General features: G+C 72.4%; 18 protein-coding genes and 1 tRNA gene. 10 read left to right on the forward strand and 9 right to left on the reverse strand.

Features of this window, described 5'->3' with window-relative positions:
- Position 1: 1 nt before the first annotated feature.
- Both RGQ06_RS11465 and RGQ06_RS11470 read right to left on the reverse strand, forming a co-directional pair.
- On the reverse strand, positions 2–472 hold the full coding sequence (locus RGQ06_RS11465) for a DUF3090 family protein (RefSeq protein WP_432428856.1): 471 nt from the start codon (positions 470–472) through the stop codon (positions 2–4).
- Between the two features lie 10 nt (positions 473–482).
- Positions 483–1,124 carry an MSMEG_4193 family putative phosphomutase gene (locus RGQ06_RS11470; protein WP_432429061.1) on the reverse strand — a complete coding sequence of 214 codons (642 nt, stop codon included), beginning with the start codon at positions 1,122–1,124 and terminating at the stop codon, positions 483–485.
- 94 nt (positions 1,125–1,218) lie between these two features.
- Here RGQ06_RS11470 and RGQ06_RS11475 point away from each other — a divergent pair, with 94 nt between their 5' ends.
- Positions 1,219–1,899: a uracil-DNA glycosylase gene (locus RGQ06_RS11475; protein ID WP_432428855.1), complete on the forward strand. Its 681-nt coding sequence runs from the start codon at positions 1,219–1,221 to the stop codon at positions 1,897–1,899.
- Here the strand turns inward: RGQ06_RS11475 and RGQ06_RS11480 are convergent, their stop codons facing one another.
- Positions 1,900–3,069: a Coenzyme F420 hydrogenase/dehydrogenase, beta subunit C-terminal domain gene (locus RGQ06_RS11480; RefSeq protein ID WP_432428854.1), complete on the reverse strand. Its 1,170-nt coding sequence runs from the start codon at positions 3,067–3,069 to the stop codon at positions 1,900–1,902.
- A gap of 73 nt (positions 3,070–3,142) precedes the next feature.
- On the opposite strand from RGQ06_RS11480, the gene RGQ06_RS11485 reads away from it, so the two are divergent.
- The 4 genes from RGQ06_RS11485 to RGQ06_RS11500 all read left to right on the forward strand — a co-directional run bounded on the left by RGQ06_RS11485 (position 3,143) and on the right by RGQ06_RS11500 (position 8,117).
- Positions 3,143–4,390 carry an acyl-CoA dehydrogenase family protein gene (locus RGQ06_RS11485; protein WP_432428853.1) on the forward strand — a complete coding sequence of 416 codons (1,248 nt, stop codon included), beginning with the start codon at positions 3,143–3,145 and terminating at the stop codon, positions 4,388–4,390.
- 97 nt (positions 4,391–4,487) lie between these two features.
- Positions 4,488–5,651 (forward strand): polysaccharide biosynthesis protein, encoded by a 1,164-nt coding sequence (locus RGQ06_RS11490; protein WP_432428852.1) that lies wholly within the window; start codon positions 4,488–4,490, stop codon positions 5,649–5,651.
- 31 nt (positions 5,652–5,682) lie between these two features.
- Complete coding sequence (locus RGQ06_RS11495) at positions 5,683–7,137, forward strand: LCP family protein (RefSeq protein ID WP_432428851.1); 1,455 nt, start codon at positions 5,683–5,685, stop codon at positions 7,135–7,137.
- A 146-nt stretch (positions 7,138–7,283) separates the two neighbouring features.
- Complete coding sequence (locus RGQ06_RS11500; RefSeq protein WP_432428850.1) at positions 7,284–8,117, forward strand: hypothetical protein; 834 nt, start codon at positions 7,284–7,286, stop codon at positions 8,115–8,117.
- Positions 8,118–8,126: 9 nt separating this feature from the next.
- Here the strand turns inward: RGQ06_RS11500 and RGQ06_RS11505 are convergent, their stop codons facing one another.
- Positions 8,127–8,813 carry a LuxR C-terminal-related transcriptional regulator gene (locus RGQ06_RS11505; protein WP_432428849.1) on the reverse strand — a complete coding sequence of 229 codons (687 nt, stop codon included), beginning with the start codon at positions 8,811–8,813 and terminating at the stop codon, positions 8,127–8,129.
- 79 nt (positions 8,814–8,892) lie between these two features.
- Positions 8,893–10,023 (reverse strand): sensor histidine kinase, encoded by a 1,131-nt coding sequence (locus RGQ06_RS11510; RefSeq protein WP_432428848.1) that lies wholly within the window; start codon positions 10,021–10,023, stop codon positions 8,893–8,895.
- Positions 10,024–10,147: 124 nt separating this feature from the next.
- Here RGQ06_RS11510 and RGQ06_RS11515 point away from each other — a divergent pair, with 124 nt between their 5' ends.
- Positions 10,148–10,789 carry a response regulator transcription factor gene (locus RGQ06_RS11515; RefSeq protein ID WP_432428847.1) on the forward strand — a complete coding sequence of 214 codons (642 nt, stop codon included), beginning with the start codon at positions 10,148–10,150 and terminating at the stop codon, positions 10,787–10,789.
- Between the two features lie 9 nt (positions 10,790–10,798).
- Here RGQ06_RS11515 and RGQ06_RS11520 read toward each other — a convergent pair whose 3' ends face one another.
- Both RGQ06_RS11520 and RGQ06_RS11525 read right to left on the reverse strand, forming a co-directional pair.
- Positions 10,799–11,833, reverse strand: a complete 1,035-nt coding sequence (locus RGQ06_RS11520) for a PAS domain-containing protein (protein ID WP_432428846.1) — start codon at positions 11,831–11,833, stop codon at positions 10,799–10,801.
- Positions 11,826–12,878, reverse strand: a complete 1,053-nt coding sequence (locus RGQ06_RS11525; protein WP_432428845.1) for a PAS domain-containing protein — start codon at positions 12,876–12,878, stop codon at positions 11,826–11,828. Before RGQ06_RS11525 ends, RGQ06_RS11520 begins: the two co-directional genes overlap by 8 nt.
- Positions 12,879–12,961: 83 nt before the next feature.
- On the opposite strand from RGQ06_RS11525, the gene RGQ06_RS11530 reads away from it, so the two are divergent.
- Genes RGQ06_RS11530 through RGQ06_RS11540 form a run of 3 tightly spaced genes read left to right on the forward strand, consistent with a single transcriptional unit; the run spans position 12,962 to position 16,265 of the window.
- Positions 12,962–13,378: a response regulator gene (locus RGQ06_RS11530; RefSeq protein ID WP_432428844.1), complete on the forward strand. Its 417-nt coding sequence runs from the start codon at positions 12,962–12,964 to the stop codon at positions 13,376–13,378.
- Positions 13,379–13,422: 44 nt separating this feature from the next.
- Positions 13,423–14,901: a metallophosphoesterase family protein gene (locus RGQ06_RS11535; RefSeq protein WP_432428843.1), complete on the forward strand. Its 1,479-nt coding sequence runs from the start codon at positions 13,423–13,425 to the stop codon at positions 14,899–14,901.
- A gap of 2 nt (positions 14,902–14,903) precedes the next feature.
- On the forward strand, positions 14,904–16,265 hold the full coding sequence (locus RGQ06_RS11540; RefSeq protein ID WP_432428842.1) for a phospholipid carrier-dependent glycosyltransferase: 1,362 nt from the start codon (positions 14,904–14,906) through the stop codon (positions 16,263–16,265).
- A gap of 25 nt (positions 16,266–16,290) precedes the next feature.
- On the opposite strand, the gene RGQ06_RS11545 is transcribed toward RGQ06_RS11540, so the two are convergent.
- Both RGQ06_RS11545 and RGQ06_RS11550 read right to left on the reverse strand, forming a co-directional pair.
- Positions 16,291–16,803, reverse strand: a complete 513-nt coding sequence (locus RGQ06_RS11545) for a DUF1360 domain-containing protein (RefSeq protein ID WP_432428841.1) — start codon at positions 16,801–16,803, stop codon at positions 16,291–16,293.
- 146 nt (positions 16,804–16,949) lie between these two features.
- Positions 16,950–17,024 (reverse strand) — tRNA-Arg (locus RGQ06_RS11550).
- 84 nt (positions 17,025–17,108) lie between these two features.
- Here RGQ06_RS11550 and RGQ06_RS11555 point away from each other — a divergent pair.
- On the forward strand, positions 17,109–17,486 hold the full coding sequence (locus RGQ06_RS11555; RefSeq protein WP_432428840.1) for a response regulator transcription factor: 378 nt from the start codon (positions 17,109–17,111) through the stop codon (positions 17,484–17,486).
- Positions 17,487–17,495: the final 9 nt, after the last annotated feature.

Genomic DNA, 17,495 nt, shown 5'->3' on the forward strand with positions numbered 1-17,495 from the left:
GTCAATTGGCCCGGGGGCAGGCGTGCCCCTCGGGGTCCATCGGCGCACCGCAGACCCGGCAGGGCGGGCGCCCGCCGGCCAGCAGCTCGCCGGCCCGCTCGATGAAGGCCCGCACCTGCGAGCGGCTGAGGATGACCCGCAGCGTGTCGCCGTCGGGCTCGTCCTCGGCCACCAGCTCCTCGGCGACGATGATGATGCGATCGAGGTCGTTGTCGTAGGCCACGCCGATGTTGCCGACGATCCAGTCGGCTTCGACCGGCTCCTGCAGCTCCGGCGCAGCAGGGACGCCGGCCGGTGCCGGCAGGTCGTGGAGCATGCCGGCGAGGTACTCCGCGAGGGCGCTCACCTGCTGCTTCTCCAGCCGCACGGAGCTGATCGAGCCGTTGTCGCACGCCTGCAGGTAGAAGACCCGCTGGCCGGGCGGTCCGATCGCGCCTGCGGTGAAGGCGGCGGGGTCGAGGTACTCGCTCATGCCGGCCTCCTCATGACGGGACGAGGGAGACGAGGTCGTCGGTGTGGTTGACGGCGAGCACCGTGGGGCCCTCGGCCCCGTACAGGATCGCCGAGACGGCGCACTGGCCGATCACGATTCGCTGGAACAGGTCCAACGGCGTGCCGAGCGCAGAGGCGACCGCGGCCTTGATGGTGTCGGCGTGGGAGACGGCGACGACGATCTCGCCGGGGTGGGCGGCGACAAGCTCGTTGACCGCGTCGACCATGCGGGCCTGCATCTCGCCGAAGGACTCTCCCTTGGGGAACCGGAAGCCCGACGGGTGGCGCTGCACGGTCTTCCACTCGGGCAGCTTGTAGAGGTCGGCCAGCTTGCGGCCCGTCCACTCGCCGAAGTCGCACTCGATGAGCCCCTTGCGGGTGCGGGTGCGCAGGCCGAGTGCCTTGGCGATCGGCGCGGCGGTCTCCTGGGTGCGCTCCATCGGCGAGGCGTAGACGGCAGTGACGCCGATGCCGTCCTTGGAGGCGGTGCGCTTGTCGTGGAGCGACCGGATCCGCTCGGCGACGGCCTCGGCCTGGGCCCGGCCCTCGTCGGCCAGGTGCAGCCCGCTGGCCCGGCCGGGCAGGACGCTGCCGGTGGTGGGGGTGCGCCCGTGGCGGACCAGCAGCACCATCGTCGGCTTGGGTGCGCTGTCGCCCTTCTTCGTCCTCTTGGTCGAGGTCTTGGTCGTGCGCGTGGCAGCCATGCAATGGGCCACGCTATCGGCCATGGATCCGTTCCAGACCCTGGCCGAGGACGTCGCGACCTGCCGCGCCTGCCCCCGCCTGGTGGATTGGCGGGAGCAGGTCGCGACCGAGAAGCGGGCCGCGTTCCGGGACGAGGAGTACTGGGGCCGGCCGGTCCCGGGCTGGGGTGATCCGGCCGCGACGGTGGTGATCGTGGGCCTGGCGCCGGCGGCCCACGGCGCCAACCGCACTGGTCGGATGTTCACCGGCGACCGCTCCGGCGACTTCCTCTACGCCGCGCTCCACCGCACCGGCTTCGCGAACCAGCCCGAGTCGATCCGCCCCGGAGATGGGCTCGAGCTGGACGGCGTCTGGATCACATCACCGGTGAAGTGCGCGCCCCCGGCGAACAAGCCGACCCCGCTCGAGCGCGACACGTGCGCCACGTTCCTCGACCGGGAGCTGACGCTGCTGACCGAGGCCAGGGTCTTCGTGCCGCTCGGCCAGTTCGGCTACCAGGCGACCTGCCGGTTCCTCGGGGTGCGGCCCCGCCCGAAGTTCGGCCACGGCATCGAGGTGGCGGTGCCGGGCGAGGAGCACGACCCGCCGCGCTGGATCGTGCCCAGCTACCACGTGAGCCAGCAGAACACCTTCACCGGCACGCTCACCGAGCCCATGCTCGACGCCGTGCTGCGGCGAGCCCGGGAGCTCGCCGCCGCCTGATCAGGCCTCGCTGGCGAAGGTGACCTCGCGCTTGGCCTTGGGGAAGTCCACGGCGAACTCGGGCCAGCGCTTGCGGGACTTCTCGGCCAGCTTGTGCATCAGCGCGATGGCACCCGGGTCCTCGTCGCCCGGCCGGGCCTCGATCACGCCGGCGGTGATCATGCGGGAGATGACCTCGCGGCCGAGCTCGGTGCGCACGATCGTGAGCGTCCAGTCGTTCTCCTTGCCGATGCCGCCGGTGGAGACGTCGGCGTGCTCGGCGGCGAAGTCCGGGCAGTGGGTGCAGCCCTCGCGGGTCCAGGCGTGGCACTCCTTGAGCGGGATCTCGTGGTAGCCGCCGTCGTCGGTCCACAGCTGGAAGACGCCCTTGATGTTCATCTTCGTGATCCGCTGCTTCGGGATGCCGTACTTGGTCTCGAACAGCTCCTCGAAGATGGCGTCATCGAAGGTCTTGGAGCACAGCAGGCCGAGCACGAACTTGATCGGCTTGGAGATCTTGCCGATCTTGCGGTGCCACATCACCGCTGGGATCGAGGTCATGCAGCTCATGCCGACCAGGGCCAGGTTGGACAGGCCGCGGTCCATGGCCTCGTCGATGGCCAGGGTGTTCGCCGAGTACGTGTAGCGGCTGCCGGCGGCGGCGAGGACCTCGTCCTTGTTGGTGGCCACGCCCGGCTTGGCCTTCCAGTCGCCCTTGTCTCCGTCGAGGAAGCTGACGAGGGCGCCGTCGATGTAGCCCTCCTCGAGCAGCCACAGGAGCATGGCCGAGACCAGCCCGCCGTCCTGGCCCATCTTGTGGACCGTCTCGTCGGAGGCCTTGGTGAGCAGGATGTCCTGGTAGATGCCGGAGAGCTCGTCGTCCTTGCGGTACCGGGCGAAGAGGTGCTCGTCGGCCTCGGGCTCCCAGCTCCGGAAGCGGGGGCAGGCCCGGGTGCACGACGTGCAGCCCTTCTGTCCGTGGATGCAGTCGTCGGGGCCGAGCTCCTCCTCGAGGTGGAACGGCTTGTAGGCGCCCGAGGCGTGCTCGTACCCGATCACGTCATGGGGACACGCCACGACGCAGCCGGCACAGCCCGTGCACAGGCCGGTGTCGATGACCTCTGCCTTGAGCTCGAGCCACTGGTTGGTCCAGCGAGCGGTCTCTCCGGTGACGACGTCGGTCAGAGCCATGGCCGGACTCTAGGTGGAGCGCCCGGGCCGACCGGACTTGACCGCCTCTCGGGAGTGCTCCCACGATTGGCACATGGACCTGACGTATCCCGAAGAGGCCGAGACGTTCCGCGGAGAGATCCGAGCCTGGCTCGAGGCGAACCTCCCCGAGGACTGGGGGGACCGGGAGATGACCGCCGAGGAGAAGGCGACGTTCTCGGAGCAGTGGAACGAGAAGCTCTTCGAGGGTGGGTGGATCTGCGCCTCGTGGCCCAAGGAGTACGGGGGCAAGGGCCTCACCACGATGCAGAGCGTCGTGCTCAACGAGGAGTTCGCCCGGGTCAACGCGCCGATGCGCGGGGACTTCTTCGGCGACACCCTCGTCGGCCCCACCATCCTGCAGTGGGGCACCGAGGAGCAGAAGCAGCACTTCCTGCCCGGCATCCTCCAGGGCAAGACGGCCTGGTGCCAGGGCTTCTCCGAGCCCAACGCCGGCTCCGACCTCGCCAGCCTCAAGTGCAAGGCCGAGCTCGACGGCGACGAGTGGGTCATCAACGGCCAGAAGGTCTGGACCACCCAGGCCCAGCACGCCGACTACTGCTTCCTCCTCGCTCGCACGGATCCCGAGGCCAAGAAGCACGCCGGCATCTCCTACCTGCTCGTGCCCATGGACCAGGAGGGCGTGGAGATCCGCCCGATCGTCCAGCCCGACGGCTCGGCGGAGTTCAACGAGGTCTTCTTCACCGACGCCCGCTGCCCGAAGGACAACGTGGTCGGCGGCGTCAACAACGGCTGGAAGGTGGCGATGACCACCCTCGGCTTCGAGCGCGGCTCGTCGGCCACCACCGGGCACCGGCGCTTCGAGAAGGAGCTGGACCAGATCCTCGACATCGCCCAGGAGAACGGCGCCGTCGACGACCCCATGGTCCGCCAGCGGTTCGTGCACCAGTGGTCCAAGATCCAGATCATGCGGGTCAACGGCCTGCGGACGCTGTCGGCGTCGCTCACCGGCAAGAAGGACCTCGGCGTGGCGGCCCTCGGGGCGACCAACAAGATGTTCTGGTCCGAGACGCACCGGGACACCATGGAGCTCGCCATCGACGTGCTCGGCCTCCACGGCCAGATCCTCACCGGCGACGCCGAGGCGGACTTCGTGCCCGGCATCGGCAAGCGCGACGCCGCCCGGGAGTACCCGGTCTCGCCGCTGCAGGCACAGTTCTTCTTCTCCCGGTCCGAGACGATCTGGGGCGGCACCGCCGAGGTGCAGCGCAACATCGTCGGGGAGCGGGTCCTCGGGCTGCCCAAGGAGCCCAAGCCCGAGAACGAGCTCCCCAACGGCTGAGCGGACGCTGCGGGCGCGACCCGCGCTCCCGACCGGGGCCCTCGCCGTCGGCGGGGGCCTCGTCGCGGCGAGCGCGACCACCTACGCGTTCCTGGCCGTGGCGGCGCGCGCCCTCGGTCCCGAGGCGTACGCGCCCATCTCGGTGCTGTGGTCGGCGGTGTTCCTCGTCACCGCCACGATCTGGATCCCGGTCGAGCAGGAGGTCGCGCGCCTCGTCGGCTCCCGGGCGGCACGAGGCGAGGGGGCGCGGCCGGTCGCCCGGGCCGGGGCGCGCGCTGCGATCGAGATCGGTGCACCCGGCGTGGCGCTCGTCGCCCTGGTCGCCATCGCCGGCGACGGCAGCCTCTTCGACGGGCGGACGGGCGTCGCCGTCGCGCTGGTGGTCGCCGTGGCCGCCTTCGCCCCCAACCACCTGACCCGGGCCGCGCTGGCGGGCAGCGGCTCCTTCGGCCGCTACGGCCTGTGCATCGCACTCGACTCCGCCACCCGCCTCGGGCTCGCCGTCGCGCTCGCCCTCGCCGGCGTCGACGACCCGGTGCCCTACGCGCTGGCCGTGGCGATCGCTCCGCTCGTGCCGGTCGTGGCCTTCCGCCGCCAGTGGCAGGTGGCGGCGGCACCGGGACCGCCCTCACCGCCGCTGCGCCCCCACGTCCTGCCCCTCGTCGGGGGCCAGGCCCTCGCCCAGGTGCTGGTCAACGGCGGCCCGATCGCGGTGGCCCTCCTGGCTGCGCCGGGGGAGGAGGCCGCCGCCGGCCGGTTCCTCGCTGCGCTGCTCATCGCCCGCATCCCGCTGTTCTTCTTCCAGGCCGTCCAGTCGTCGCTCCTCCCCGGGCTGGCCCGGCTCGAGGCGGTGGGCGACCGGGCCGGCTTCATCGACCTGGTGCGCCGGCTCACGGCGCTCGTGGTCGGGCTGGGGGTGCTCGCCGTCGCGGGCTCGTGGGCGCTGGGACCGTGGGCGGTGCGGCTCGGCTTCGGGCCGGCGTTCGCGCTCGGACGTCGTGACCTGGCGCTCCTCGCCGCCGCGGCGGGGGCCGTGATGCTCGCCCACGTGCTCGCCCACGCCGCGATCGCGCTCGCCGGCCACGTCCGGGTCACGGCGGGCTGGGCCGTGGGCGTGGCGGTGGCGGCGGTCGTGCTGGCGGCGGGCGACGACCTGGTCCTCCGGGTCGAGCTCGCGCTGGTCGCGGGGTCGCTCGCTGCGGCGGGCGCGCACGGGACGACGCTGCGTCGACGTCTGGCCGGCTGGTCGGCGACTGGGTGACCGCGGAAGCCCGCCAGTACCGTCGTCAGACGTGTCGGGTAAGCACCTCGTCGCCCCACGGCGGCGCTCCCTCGGCCAGCGCGCCATCATCGCCGCCGGCGCGCTGCTCACCTTCGTGCTGCTCCTGTCGGCTGCCGGTGCGTCGTACCTGAACGTCCGGTTCGGGCAGATCTCCCGCCTCGACGTCGCCATCGACACCGCCGACGCAGGCGAGCCCCGCAACTACCTGCTGGTCGGCTCCGACACGCGCGATGGCCTCGACCCCGACGACCCCGCCGACGCCCAGTTCTTCGACGACGAGGGCACCTTCACCGAGGGCACGGTCCAGCGCACCGACACCATCATGATCCTGCGGGTCGATCCGGAGGCGGGCGACGCCTACCTGCTGTCGCTGCCCCGGGACCTGTGGGTGCCGATCGCCGACACCGGGGAGAACAACCGCATCAACGTGGCGTTCTCCCGGGGCCGCGAGGTGCTCGTGGACACCATCCGGGAGAACTTCGGCATCCCGATCCACCACTACGTCGAGGTCGACCTGGTTGGCTTCCGCGGCCTGGTCGAGGCGATCGGCGGCGTGCCCGTCTACTTCAGCGAGGCGGTGCGCGACGACTTCTCCCAGCTCCGGGTCGACTCGCCGGGCTGCGTGAACCTGGACGGCCAGCAGGCCCTCGCCTTCGCCCGCTCCCGCCACCTCGAGATCCAGGACCCCGACACCGGCCGCTGGCGCACTGACCCGAGCGGCGACCTCGGACGGATCACCCGCCAGCAGGAGTTCATCCGCCGGGCGATCAGCAAGGCCGTGTCCAAGGGCCTCACGAACCCGGTGACGCTGAACGAGCTGGTGGGGGTCGGTGTCGAGTTCGTCGGGCTCGACCCGACCCTGTCGGCCAGCGACATCGTGTCCCTCGGCCGCCGCTTCGCCTCCTTCGATGCCGAGTCGCTCCAGACGTTCAGCGTCCCCGCCGAGCCCTTCCGCACGGCCGGCGGCGCCTCGGTCCTCGACCTGGACGAGCGCGAAGCGGAGCGGATCTTCAACATCTTCCGGGGGCTGGACCCCGGTGAGCTCACGCCCGGCCTGGTCGAGGTGACCGTGCTGAACGGGATCGGTGAGCCCGGCCTCGCCGGCGACGTCACCGCCGCCCTGGACCAGATCGGCTTCACCACCGGAACGCCCGGCGACACCGTCGAGCCCGAGACCAGCACGACCATCTACCACGCCCCGGGCGACGAGGGCGCCGCTGTCCTCCTCGCTCGCCACGTCTCCGGTCCGGTGGCGTTCGGGCTGGACGAGGACCTCGCACCCGGGGAGGTCGTGCTCGTCGCCGGCGAGGACTTCACGACCCTGCACGAGCAGCCCTCGCCCACCGTGCCCGAGCTGCCCTCGACCACCGCCGCCACCGGCGGCGACGGTGGCACCACGTCGTCCACCACCACGACCCAGGTCGGCTACGTCCCCGAGCCCCCACCCGGATCCGGCTGCGCCTGACCGCACGGTCGCGCCCTCGTCGTGGTGCACCTGCACCAGGCCTGCTCATCCACATCGATCGGTCACGGAGGTCTGCCTGCGTCTGCGCTCCCGCGACGCCGGTGCCGATGTCCTCGGCAGCACCCGTCGATGAACAGGACCGACCCATGAGCCTCCCCGACGCCAGCGGGCCCCTCGCCTCGGTGCGCGGCCCGATCGCCGCCGTGGCCGGCGACGGCGCGGCCGCCGACGAATCCGTGCTCGGCACACTCGGGGCCGCCGGCCTCGAGGTGCGCCGCCTCCCGAGCGTCGCCGCCCTGCTGGACCTGGCCCGGGCCGAGCCGGTGGCGATCGCCGCGGTCGATGCCGCCGACGTCGAGGCGGTGGATGCCAGCGGCGGTGGATGGGCCTCGGTGCTGCCGGAGGGCGCCGAGGTCTTCGCCGTGCACGGCGAAGACGACGGGGTGGCCGACCTGTGGCGCAGCTACCGCTGCGGGGCGGTGCCGTGGACGGTCGGGGCGAGCTCGATGCCGGGCCTGGCGCCGACCGGGGGCTTCGGAGGTGAGCTGGCGCTCGACGCCCTCCACGAGGAGCTGCTCGGCCACCACACCGAAGCCTGCCGCCTGGTCGCGTCCATCCGCGATCCGCGGATGGTGGCCGAGATGGTCGAGGTCCTCATCGCCGCCGGTGCGGCCGCGCTCGAGCGGCTTCGCAACCGCTCGCGCTACCCGGTGCCGACCGACCTGCTCGTCCAGCACCTCCCGACCCACGTCGGGACGCTGACGGGCACGGACTTCTCGCGGTGGTGGAGCATGGTCGAGGCCGTCGCGTTCCGGGCGTCCGGCCTGCGGCTGCCCGTCGCGGACGTGGACCTGGCCGAGCGGCCGCACGCCGTGGCGTTCGGGGCCTTCCACGCCACGAGCACCATCGTGCGCTTCACCGCACGACGCCAGTGGCGCCAGCCGGCCGCGCTGCTCGGCGACCTCGCCGAAGCGGAGTGACGGCCGGGCCTACGCCGGCGGGTCGAAGCGGATCAGGCCGCGACGGACGCCGACGTTGACCGCCTCGAGGCGGGACCGGACATCGAGCTTGGTCAGGACGTGGGTGATGTGGTTCCTGACCGTGTTCACCGACAGGATCAACCGGTCGGCGACCTCCGAGGTGCTGAGCCCTTCGGCCAGCAGCTGCAGCACCTCGAGCTCGCGCCGGGACAGGGCGCTGCTGTCGGCGTTGGTGGCCCGGCGGGTGAGGGCGGGCAGGAAGCGGGGAGCGACCACGACCTCACCGGCAGCGACGCGTCGGATCGCGTCGATGAACTCCTCGAAGGGCCCGGCCTTGTCGAGGAACCCGGAGGCCCCCGCCGCCATGGCCTCGAGGAAGCTGTTCTCGTCGGGCCACCCGGTGAAGACCAGGACCCGGGTGTCGGGGGACTCGGCCAGGATCTCACCCAGGTGGGCCGGCACGTCGCCGTCGCCGAGGCGGTAGTCGCTGACGAGGACGTCGGGCTGGGTGCGGCGGACGAGCGCGACGCCCTCGCCCAGGGACGGGGCGCACCCGACGACGCGGAGGTCGGTCATGATCGACAGCGAGCGCTGGATGGCGCCGGCGAGTACCTGCTGGTCCTCGATCAGCGCCACGCTGGTCACGCGCGGGGCCAGGAGCTGCTCGCCGGCGGCTGCCGGGCGTGGAACATGCACGAACTGAGTGTCGGCGGCTTCCGTCGTGCCCACAAGGCGCAGATGAGTCATCTCGGCCAGGGCGGTGCCCCCCGGTCGGTCACGCGTGGCGCGGCGCCGTGATCACGACGCGGGTGCCCCGCCCGGGGTCGCTCTCGATGTGGAGGGTTCCGCCGACCAGCCAGATCCGCTCGTGCATCGCCCGGATGCCGCCGTGGCCGGTGCCGGTGGTGGAGACGTTCGCCGGCAGGCCGACACCGTCGTCGGCGACGACGACGGTCACGAGCCCGTCCGCACGGGTGAGGCGCACCTCGACCGTCGACGCCTCCGCGTGCTGGCGAGCGTTGGCCAGCGCCTCCTGCACGACGCGCTCGATCGTGAGCTGGGCCTCCTCGTTCACGTCGTCGACGCCGTCGTCGGCGTGGAAGGAGCTCTGCCAGGCCGCCATGGTCGAGTTCGTCTCGAGCAGCGACCGCAGGGCGTTCGAGAGCACGGCGTGACCGGTCATGGTGTCGAGATCCAGGATCAGCGCCCGCAGCTCGTCGCGCGCAGCCGACACGTGGTCGGCCAGCACGCCGAGCTCGGCGGCGAGCTCGTCGGGAGCGTCGCTCTGGAGCATCTGGAGGCGCATCCGCAGCGACACCAGGATCTGCTGGGGCCCGTCGTGCAGCCGATTGGACAGCCGGCGGCGGTTGCGCTGCTCGGTGAGCAGCTCCCGGGACAGGATCTCGGCGCGGTCGATGCGGAGCCGCTCGGCCAGCACGACGTGCGCAGCCATGTTGGCGAGGCCCCGCAGCGTGTCGAGCGTGAGGTCGTCCACCGCCTGGCCTCCGTCGGGGACCCCCTCGACGCACAAGCACCCCCACAGCTCGCCGTCGAGGGTCATGGGAGACAGGGCGAGGACGCCGCGCCCCTGCGGCTGGGTGCCGCCGCCGACCACGATCGCCTCCCGCCTCGTCAGGCGTTCGGCGACGCCCGGAGCGTGCAGACGGGCCAGGTCGAAGACCTCGTCGTCGTCGGCGAGGGGCGGCCCGACGTGGTGGTCGATGCGGAAGGCGCCGCGCTCGTCGGTCACGACCACGGCGGTGCGGTGGCCGTCGAGGGCGGCGTGCGCGATGTCGCAGAGCCGGCGCAGCCGGCTCCGAGCCGAGAGGCCGGGGCGAGCCAGCACGTCGCCGGCCGCGACCAACCCTCGCACGTGGCGTGCGTGGCGGTCCCGACCGTCGTCCATCGAGCGGACCGTATCCGGCCCACCCCGTCGGCACCGTGCCGTCCGGTGGGTAGCCTCACGGTCCGGGCCGGGCAGGACAGGGGTCGTGGGAGTGATCGAGGAAACGCGGAGCGCAGCCTGCCGGGTGGTCATCGTCGATGACCACGCCATGGTGCGCGAGTCGATCGCCCTGGCCCTCGGCCGGTCATCCGACATCGACGTCGTGGGGTCGGCCGCGTCGGTGCGGGAGGGGCGCGCCATGGTGCAGGAGCTGCACCCCGACGTCGCCGTGCTCGACTACGCCCTCCCCGACGGCACCGGCATCGAGCTGGCGATCAGCATCCACGAGGGGGACCCGCCCACCCGGACGATCCTGCTCACGGCCAGCGAGGGCGTGCAGTCGGCCGCCGAGGCGGTGGCGGCCGGTTGCTCCGGCTTCGTGCGCAAGTCCGCCGATCTCGACGACCTCGCCGCCGGCGTGCTGCGCGTGCACGGTGGCGAAGCGATCTTCGATGCCCAGACGCTGTCCGCCGCGATCGGCTGGCTCAACCGTCCCACCGGCGCGCCGGTCGGTCTCACCGATCGGGAGCTGGACGTGCTGCGCTGCCTGGCCGAGGGTCGCACGACGATCGACATCAGCGAGCTGCTCTACCTGAGCCACCACACCGTGCGGAACCACGTGCGGAACATCCTCGGCAAGCTCGGTGCCCGCTCCCAGCTGGAGGCCGTCGTGATCGCCGCATCCAAGGGCTTGGTCTCGGTGGGTCGGGACGGCTCCGGCGGCTGAGCCCGCGGGTCACGCGAGGGGGAGACGAGCGTCGACCACCGTCCGGCCCGGACGGGACCGAATGTCGAGCTCGCCGCCGAGCGCGACGACGCGGTCGCGCATGGCCACGATGCCGAGGTGCCCCGGCTGGCGCTGCGTGGCACCGACGTCGAAGCCCCGACCGTCGTCGGCGACGGTCACGTGGGCGCACCCGCTCTGGACGGACCAGGTGACGCTGGCGCGACCGGCACCCGCGTGCTTGCGGATGTTGTGCAGCGCCTCCTGCACGACGCGCAGCAGCGTGGCCCGGACCGGAGGGCGGAGCGCCATGTCGACGTCGACGTCGATCGTCACGTCCACGTCGGGCACGGTCTCGGCGACGAGGATCCCCACCGTCTCGGCCAGGTCGCCCGTCGACGGTTCGGCCTGGATGTCGGTGAGGGTGTCGTGCAGCGAGTCGATGGCCTTGCGGATGGCGGTCAGGGCATCGGTCCACCGTGGCGATGCATCGGCTGCGATCGAGGCAGCCAGCCGCTGCTCGATCTCTGCGAGCCGGTCGATCGGCCCGCTCTCCAGGTGCCGCCCGAGACGCTTGCGCTCGATTTCGGCGGTGTCGAGCAGGCGCTGCAGCAGGTCGCGGCGGGCCACCTCGGTGAGTCGCAGTCGGCGCAGGGCCTCGAGCTGGTCGGTGCGGTCCTGCACGGCACCGACCAGACGGACCGCCGTGCCGTCCTCGTCTCGGATGACCTCGGCCACGATGTGGATCTGGCGTTGGCCGCCGTTCGGGAGGACCACCCGCAGGTCGATCGCATACGGCCGCTCCCCGGCGATCGCGGCGGATCGGGCCTCGAGGAAGAGCGGACGGTCGTCGGGGTGGACCATGGCGACGAAGTCCTCGAACGTCGGCTTCTGGTCGAGCGGGAGCCCGGCGATCTCGTGCACCTCCGGCGACCAGCGCAGGCGGGGTGCCCCGTCCAGGTCAGCCTCCCAGCTGCCGATGCCGGCGAGCCGGTGCGCGCTCTGCAGGTGGAGGAGCACCCGACGCAGCTCGGCGGACTCAGCCACGGGCGGCGACCGCCCGCCGGTCGACGCGGGGGAGGAGGCAGCGAACCGCGACGGTGCCGTCCTCGGCCTCCGCGGTGCAGCGGCCGCCGACGCCCTCGGTCCGCTCCCGGACACCGAGCAGGCCGGCTCGGCCGAGCAGCTCGGACGCAGGGCCCCCCGGCTCGGCCGAACCCGTGAGGACGACCTCGAGGTCGGTCTCGTCGGCGGCCACGCGGATGTCGAGGTGCCTCGAGGGCTCGCCCTCCCGCACGTCCCACAGGGCCTCCTGCACGATGCCGAAGACGGCGCGGTCCTCGGCGTCGCTCGTCTCGGCCTCGACCTCGACGCGCACGTCGAGGTCGGGCACGACGGTGAGGGCGAGCTGGGTCAAGGTGGCGTCGAGACCGGCCCCGGCCCCGGCCCGGGGATGGAGCTCCACGAGCACGTCGCGCAGCTTGACGACGGTGTCGCGGACGGTGTCGACGGCGGCGGGCAGCCAGTCGGGGGTGTCGGCCTCGACCATGCCGAGGTGCTCGAGGCGCATCGCCGCCACGGTCAGCATCTGGATCGGCCCGTCGTGGAGGTCGCCGGCGAGCTGGGCCCGCTCCTGCTCGCTGGTCCGGACCAGGCGGTGGAGGAGCTCGCGGCGGCGGGACTCGGTGTCGATGAGGTTGCGGGTCAGCTGCATCTCCTCGGTGATGTCCTGCATCGTCCCGAGCAGCCGGGCGACCTCCCCGTCCTCGTGCTCGGTGATCGCCTCCTCGTGCACGTGGCGGATGGAGCCGTCGGGTCGCACGATGCGGTGCTCGATCGAGTACGCAGCCCGGCCCTCGAGGGCATCGGCGTGGACGCGCACGATCCGACGGCGGTCATCGGGGTGCACCGCGCTGAGGAAGCGTTCGTAGCTCGGCTCGACGGTGCCGGGCAGACCGAGGATCCGGTACACGTTGGCCGACCAGGTGAGCTCGTCGGTGCGGACGTCGGCCTCCCAGCTCCCGAGGCCCGCGATGCGCTGGACCGTCTCGAGGTGGACGCGCAGTCGCCCGAGGCGGTCGTCCTCGGCCATGTCCGGAATGTCCCACACGGCACGATGATCGCACGTCCGTCGCTGTCCCACCACGCCTAGCGGTCAGCAGGCAGCATGGAGTCGTGGACCGTACGGACGACACCCGTGAAGGTCGCGACGTCCGGGTCGTGATCGTCGACGACAACGACCTGCTCGTGGACACCCTCGTCGCCGCGCTGCAGGGTCATCCCGTGCTCCGGGTCGTCGCGACCGCCGGGGACGGGCCAGGCGGGCTCTCGGCCGTGGTCGAGCACCGACCCGACGTCGCGCTCGTCGACCTGCGACTCGGTGGGGCGTGGGGGCTCGACCTGGTGCCCGGCATGCGGGCCGTCGACCCTCCTCCCGCCATCGTGGTCTTCTCCGCCGCGCTCGACGAGGCGACGCGGCGAGCGGTGGCGACGGGCGAGGTCACGTCCCACGTGAGCAAGGGGGCGCCGCTGGATGAGCTCCTGGGCACGCTGGTCGCCGCAGCCGACGACGTGCGGTCGCCCCGCTCGTGACCGCGCCATGCGGGACCGCCCGGGCAGCGGGTACAGATGGGGTCGTGGATCGGCTGGGAGACCTCGTGCGGCGGCACCGCGCCGCGGGCCTCGCCCTGGCCGCGTGCCTGGTGCTCGGCGCGCTGGCCGGCGCGCTCAGCTTCTCGCTCCAACCCGACACCGTCGGTGCGCTCGGTCCGGGGTCGGTCACGATCGACGTGGGCGTCCGATCCAGCGAGACCAACGTCGATCTGCCGCCGCTCGGCCACATCGTCGCCGACAGCCATCGCGGTCCGGTCGGGTTCGACGTGCGCGTGGACCGCATCGACCTGGCCCAGGCCGGTGCCCTGGCCGGTGAACTGGCGCGCGGATCGGACCCTGCGCAGCGTCTCCGAGCCGACATCGACGACGACATGCGACCCCTGCTGCAGAGCCTGATCCTGCGCAGCCTGGCGGTCGCCCTCGCCGCCGGCGTGGTCGTCGGCCTCGTGCTCCCGCGCCGCCGGGTGCGCTACGTCGCCGCGACCACGGCGGGGTCGCTGGGCTTCGTCGTGGTCGCTGGCGCGATGGCCTTCGCCAGCTTCTCCCCGAGCTCCTTCGACCAGCCCCGCTTCGAGGGCACCCTCGCTGCCGCTCCCGACATCGTCAACACGGTCCAGCGCCACATCGACGAGGTCGGCGTCGTGGAGTCGCGCCTCGAGGCCCTCTCGGCTCGCCTCGTGGGGCTGTACCGGTCGGTGGAGGGCACCGGCCCCTCGCTGACCGACACCACGCTGCTGCACGTCTCGGACCTGCACTCGAACCCGGTCGGCATCGAGCTGGTGGAGCAGACCGCCGAGCGGTTCGAGGTCGACGCGATCATCGACACCGGCGACGTCACCAGCTTCGGCTCCAGCGTCGAATCGCTCGTCGTGCAGCGGATCTCGCGCATCGACGTGCCGTACTACGTCGTCCCCGGGAACCACGATCACTCGAGCATCCGCCGCGCGCTGGTCGACGCCGGCGTGGAGGTGCTCGATCCCGGGGTGGCGCGGGTGGGCGACGTCCGGATCCTGGGCGTCGGCGACCCCGCCTTCACGGCCGACAACCGCCTGGCGCGCGACGACTACAACGACCGGCTCGCCCGAGCATCGGAGTCGCTGGCCCGACGGGTGCAGCTCACCCGTCCCGACGTCGTGGCCGTGCACAACTCCCTCCAGCTCGAGGCGGCACTCGGCGACTTCGACGTGGGGCTGGCCGGTCACACCCATCGCTTCGACCTCGAGTACGTCGACGGCACGGCGGTGCTCCACAGCGGCAGCGCGGGCGCCACCGGCGTCGGCGCCCTGACCGAATCGGAGGATCTCCCCTACGAGATGCAGCTCCTCCAGTTCGACGGCTCCCGCCTCACCGCCATCGACCGGCTGTCCTTCGAGGGCACCGAGGGCGCCTTCCGCCTGGAGCGGGTGCTGATCGATCCGAGGGAGGTCGACGGCTACCCGGACCCCGAGGGCATCACGTTCGAGCGGGGCCCGTTCGGCCCGTTCCTGCGATTCGCCAACTGACCGTGCCCGCCCGCCGCCGCTGGGTCGCGGTCACGATCCCCCTCGTGGTCCTGGCCGTCGCCGGGCTGCTCCGGCTGGTCGATCTCGGCCACATCGATCGCATCCAGTTCGACGAGAGCTACTACGCCAACGACGCCCACGCGCTGGTCGAGCGGGGCGTGGAGATCGAACGGCCCGCCCACCCGCCGGTCGGCAAGTGGGTGCTCGCCGCCGGCATCGCCATGCTCGGCTTCGATCCGGTCGGCTGGCGCATCGGCTCCGCCGTCGCCGGCACGGCGATGGTGCTGGCCACCTACGGGGCGGGGCTGCTCCTCCTGCGGGACCGGTGGCTGGCGGCGGCGGCGGCGCTCCTCGTCGCAGTCGACGGGTTGGCCATCACGACGAGCCGCATCGCCATGCTCGACGCCGTCCTGGCCCTGTTCGTGTCTCTGGCCTTGCTCCTCCTGCTGCGCCACCACCGGCTCCGGGCCCGAGCTCCCGTCACCGGGCGCTTCACGCCGGCCGGACCCGAGCTGTGGCTGGCCGGGGTCGCCCTCGGCCTCGCCGTCGGCACCAAGTGGTCGGCCGCCCCCATGCTCGCGGTCGCCGTCGTGCTGGTCGGGTGGACCGAGGTGCGCCGTCGCCGACCGGGACGGGGCGTCGGGCGCGCCGTGCTCGAGGGCGGGGTCGCCACCGTGCTGCCGCTGGTCGTCGTGCCCGTCACCGTGTACCTGGCCAGCTACGGCGGCTTCCTCCTCAACTACACGGACTCCAAGGTGTACGAGCAGCGCTGCCCGGAGCTCGACTGCGAGGCCTCGGTCAGCGAGCGCGTCGCCGGCCTCGTCTTCCACCACCGGGACCTGTACCGGATGCACCGCGAGCTCGAGCACACGCACCCGTACCGCTCCTCGGCGCCGACCTGGCCGATCCTGCAGCGACCCGTGCTGTCGTACCTCGAGCGCTGCCCCACGACCGACGACACCCCCTGCGTCGTCCCCGAGGGCACCACGGCCCGGGTGGTGATGGTCGGCAACCCGGCGCTGTGGTGGACGATGCTGGCCGCGCTGCCCCTCGTGGCCTGGCAGGTGGTGCGGCGGCGCGATCGGGCCCTGATCGGCGTGCTCGCCCTCGCCGCGTCGCTGTACGTCCCCTGGCTCGGCCTCGGGCGCGGCTACCTCTTCTACCTGGCGCCGCTCGTGCCCTTCGCCGCGCTCGCCCTCGTCGCCGGCACGCGGTCGCTGCCCGGACGGGCTGCGAAGGTCGCCCCGTGGGCGGTCCTCGCCGTGGCCGTGGCGCTGCTCGGGTTCCTGTTCCCCATCTGGTACGGCATCCCGCTCGATGCCGACGCCACCGACGCCCGGCTGCTGCTCGACTCCTGGCGGTAGCGATCGGAGCCCCAGCGCCTCGAGCTCAGTCGGAGGCCAGGTCCTGCGCCCGCGCGTAGGCGAGCTGGAGGAAGTCCGACGCGCCGACGATCGCGAGCACCGACATCACCGTGCGGGTCAGTCGGGGGGCGACGACCACGCCGGTGACGAGGGTGGTGGCCATCCACTGGCTGAGGCAGAACGGGCACGTGAGCAGCTCGCCGATGGCGTGGCGCCAGCCGCTGGCGCGGACGTCCTCCGCCAGCTCGGAGGGACCGCTGACGCCGGCGAACTTCGTGAACGGCATGCGGATCGGGCTGGCGATCGGGTGCTTGGTGATCGTCCGCGTCCCGATGAAGGTGGCGACGGCGCCGAGGGCCAGGTCCGACGGGGCGAGCGTTCCGGGCAGCCGCTTGCGCCCGAGCACGACCAGCGCGGTGACGACGCTGATGTAGGCCACGAGCAGCACCGAGTAGGCGCCGAGGGGACGCTCGTCGTCGGCGTCCTCGCTGTACTCCTCGGCGTGGTGGCGGAACCGTTCACCCGGTGTCGTGGTCACCCCGGGGTCGGTACCCGCTCGCCGCCAGGTTGAGACAGATCGACTCGGAGCCGAGCCGAAGGGGAGGCGACCCATGTCACGGTGCCCTGTGGCGGCGAAGCCGTCACGATCGACCGCCGGCGGACGTGACTCACTGCGCAGATCTGTGGTGCCCTCGGGGCGACTCGAACGCCCGCACACGCCTCCGGAGGGCGATGCTCTATCCGCTGAGCTACGAGGGCGGAGCGCTCCGGATCGTAGCGCGGGTCGCCGGGGGCGCCGCATCCGCTTCGGCCGCCCCGCACGGACCCCCGTAGGCTCGTTCCATGCCCGCGCCCACCGTGCTCGTGGTGGAGGACGATCCCACGATCCTCCAGCTCCTCGAGGTGAACTTCGAGATGGAGGGCTACATCGTGCTGCGGGCCGAGGACGGCGAGCAGGGCCTGGCCGTGGCGCGCGAGTCGCGTCCCGACGTGATCGTGTCCGACGTGATGATGCCCAAGATGTCCGGGCTCGAGCTGGTGCGGGCGCTGAAGGCCACGAACGACACGAAGGCCATCCCGGTCATCCTGCTGTCGGCCAAGGCCCAGGGCGCCGACGTCCGCCTCGGGCTCGACGCCGGCGCCGACGACTACGTCACCAAGCCGTTCGAGCCGCTGGACCTGATCGACCGCGTCAGCGCCGTCCTGCTGCGCAGCGGCTGACCACCGCAC

The sequence above is a fragment of the Salinilacustrithrix flava genome (assembly GCF_041228405.1).
Taxonomy (GTDB): Bacteria; Actinomycetota; Acidimicrobiia; order Acidimicrobiales; family Salinilacustritrichaceae; genus Salinilacustrithrix; species Salinilacustrithrix flava.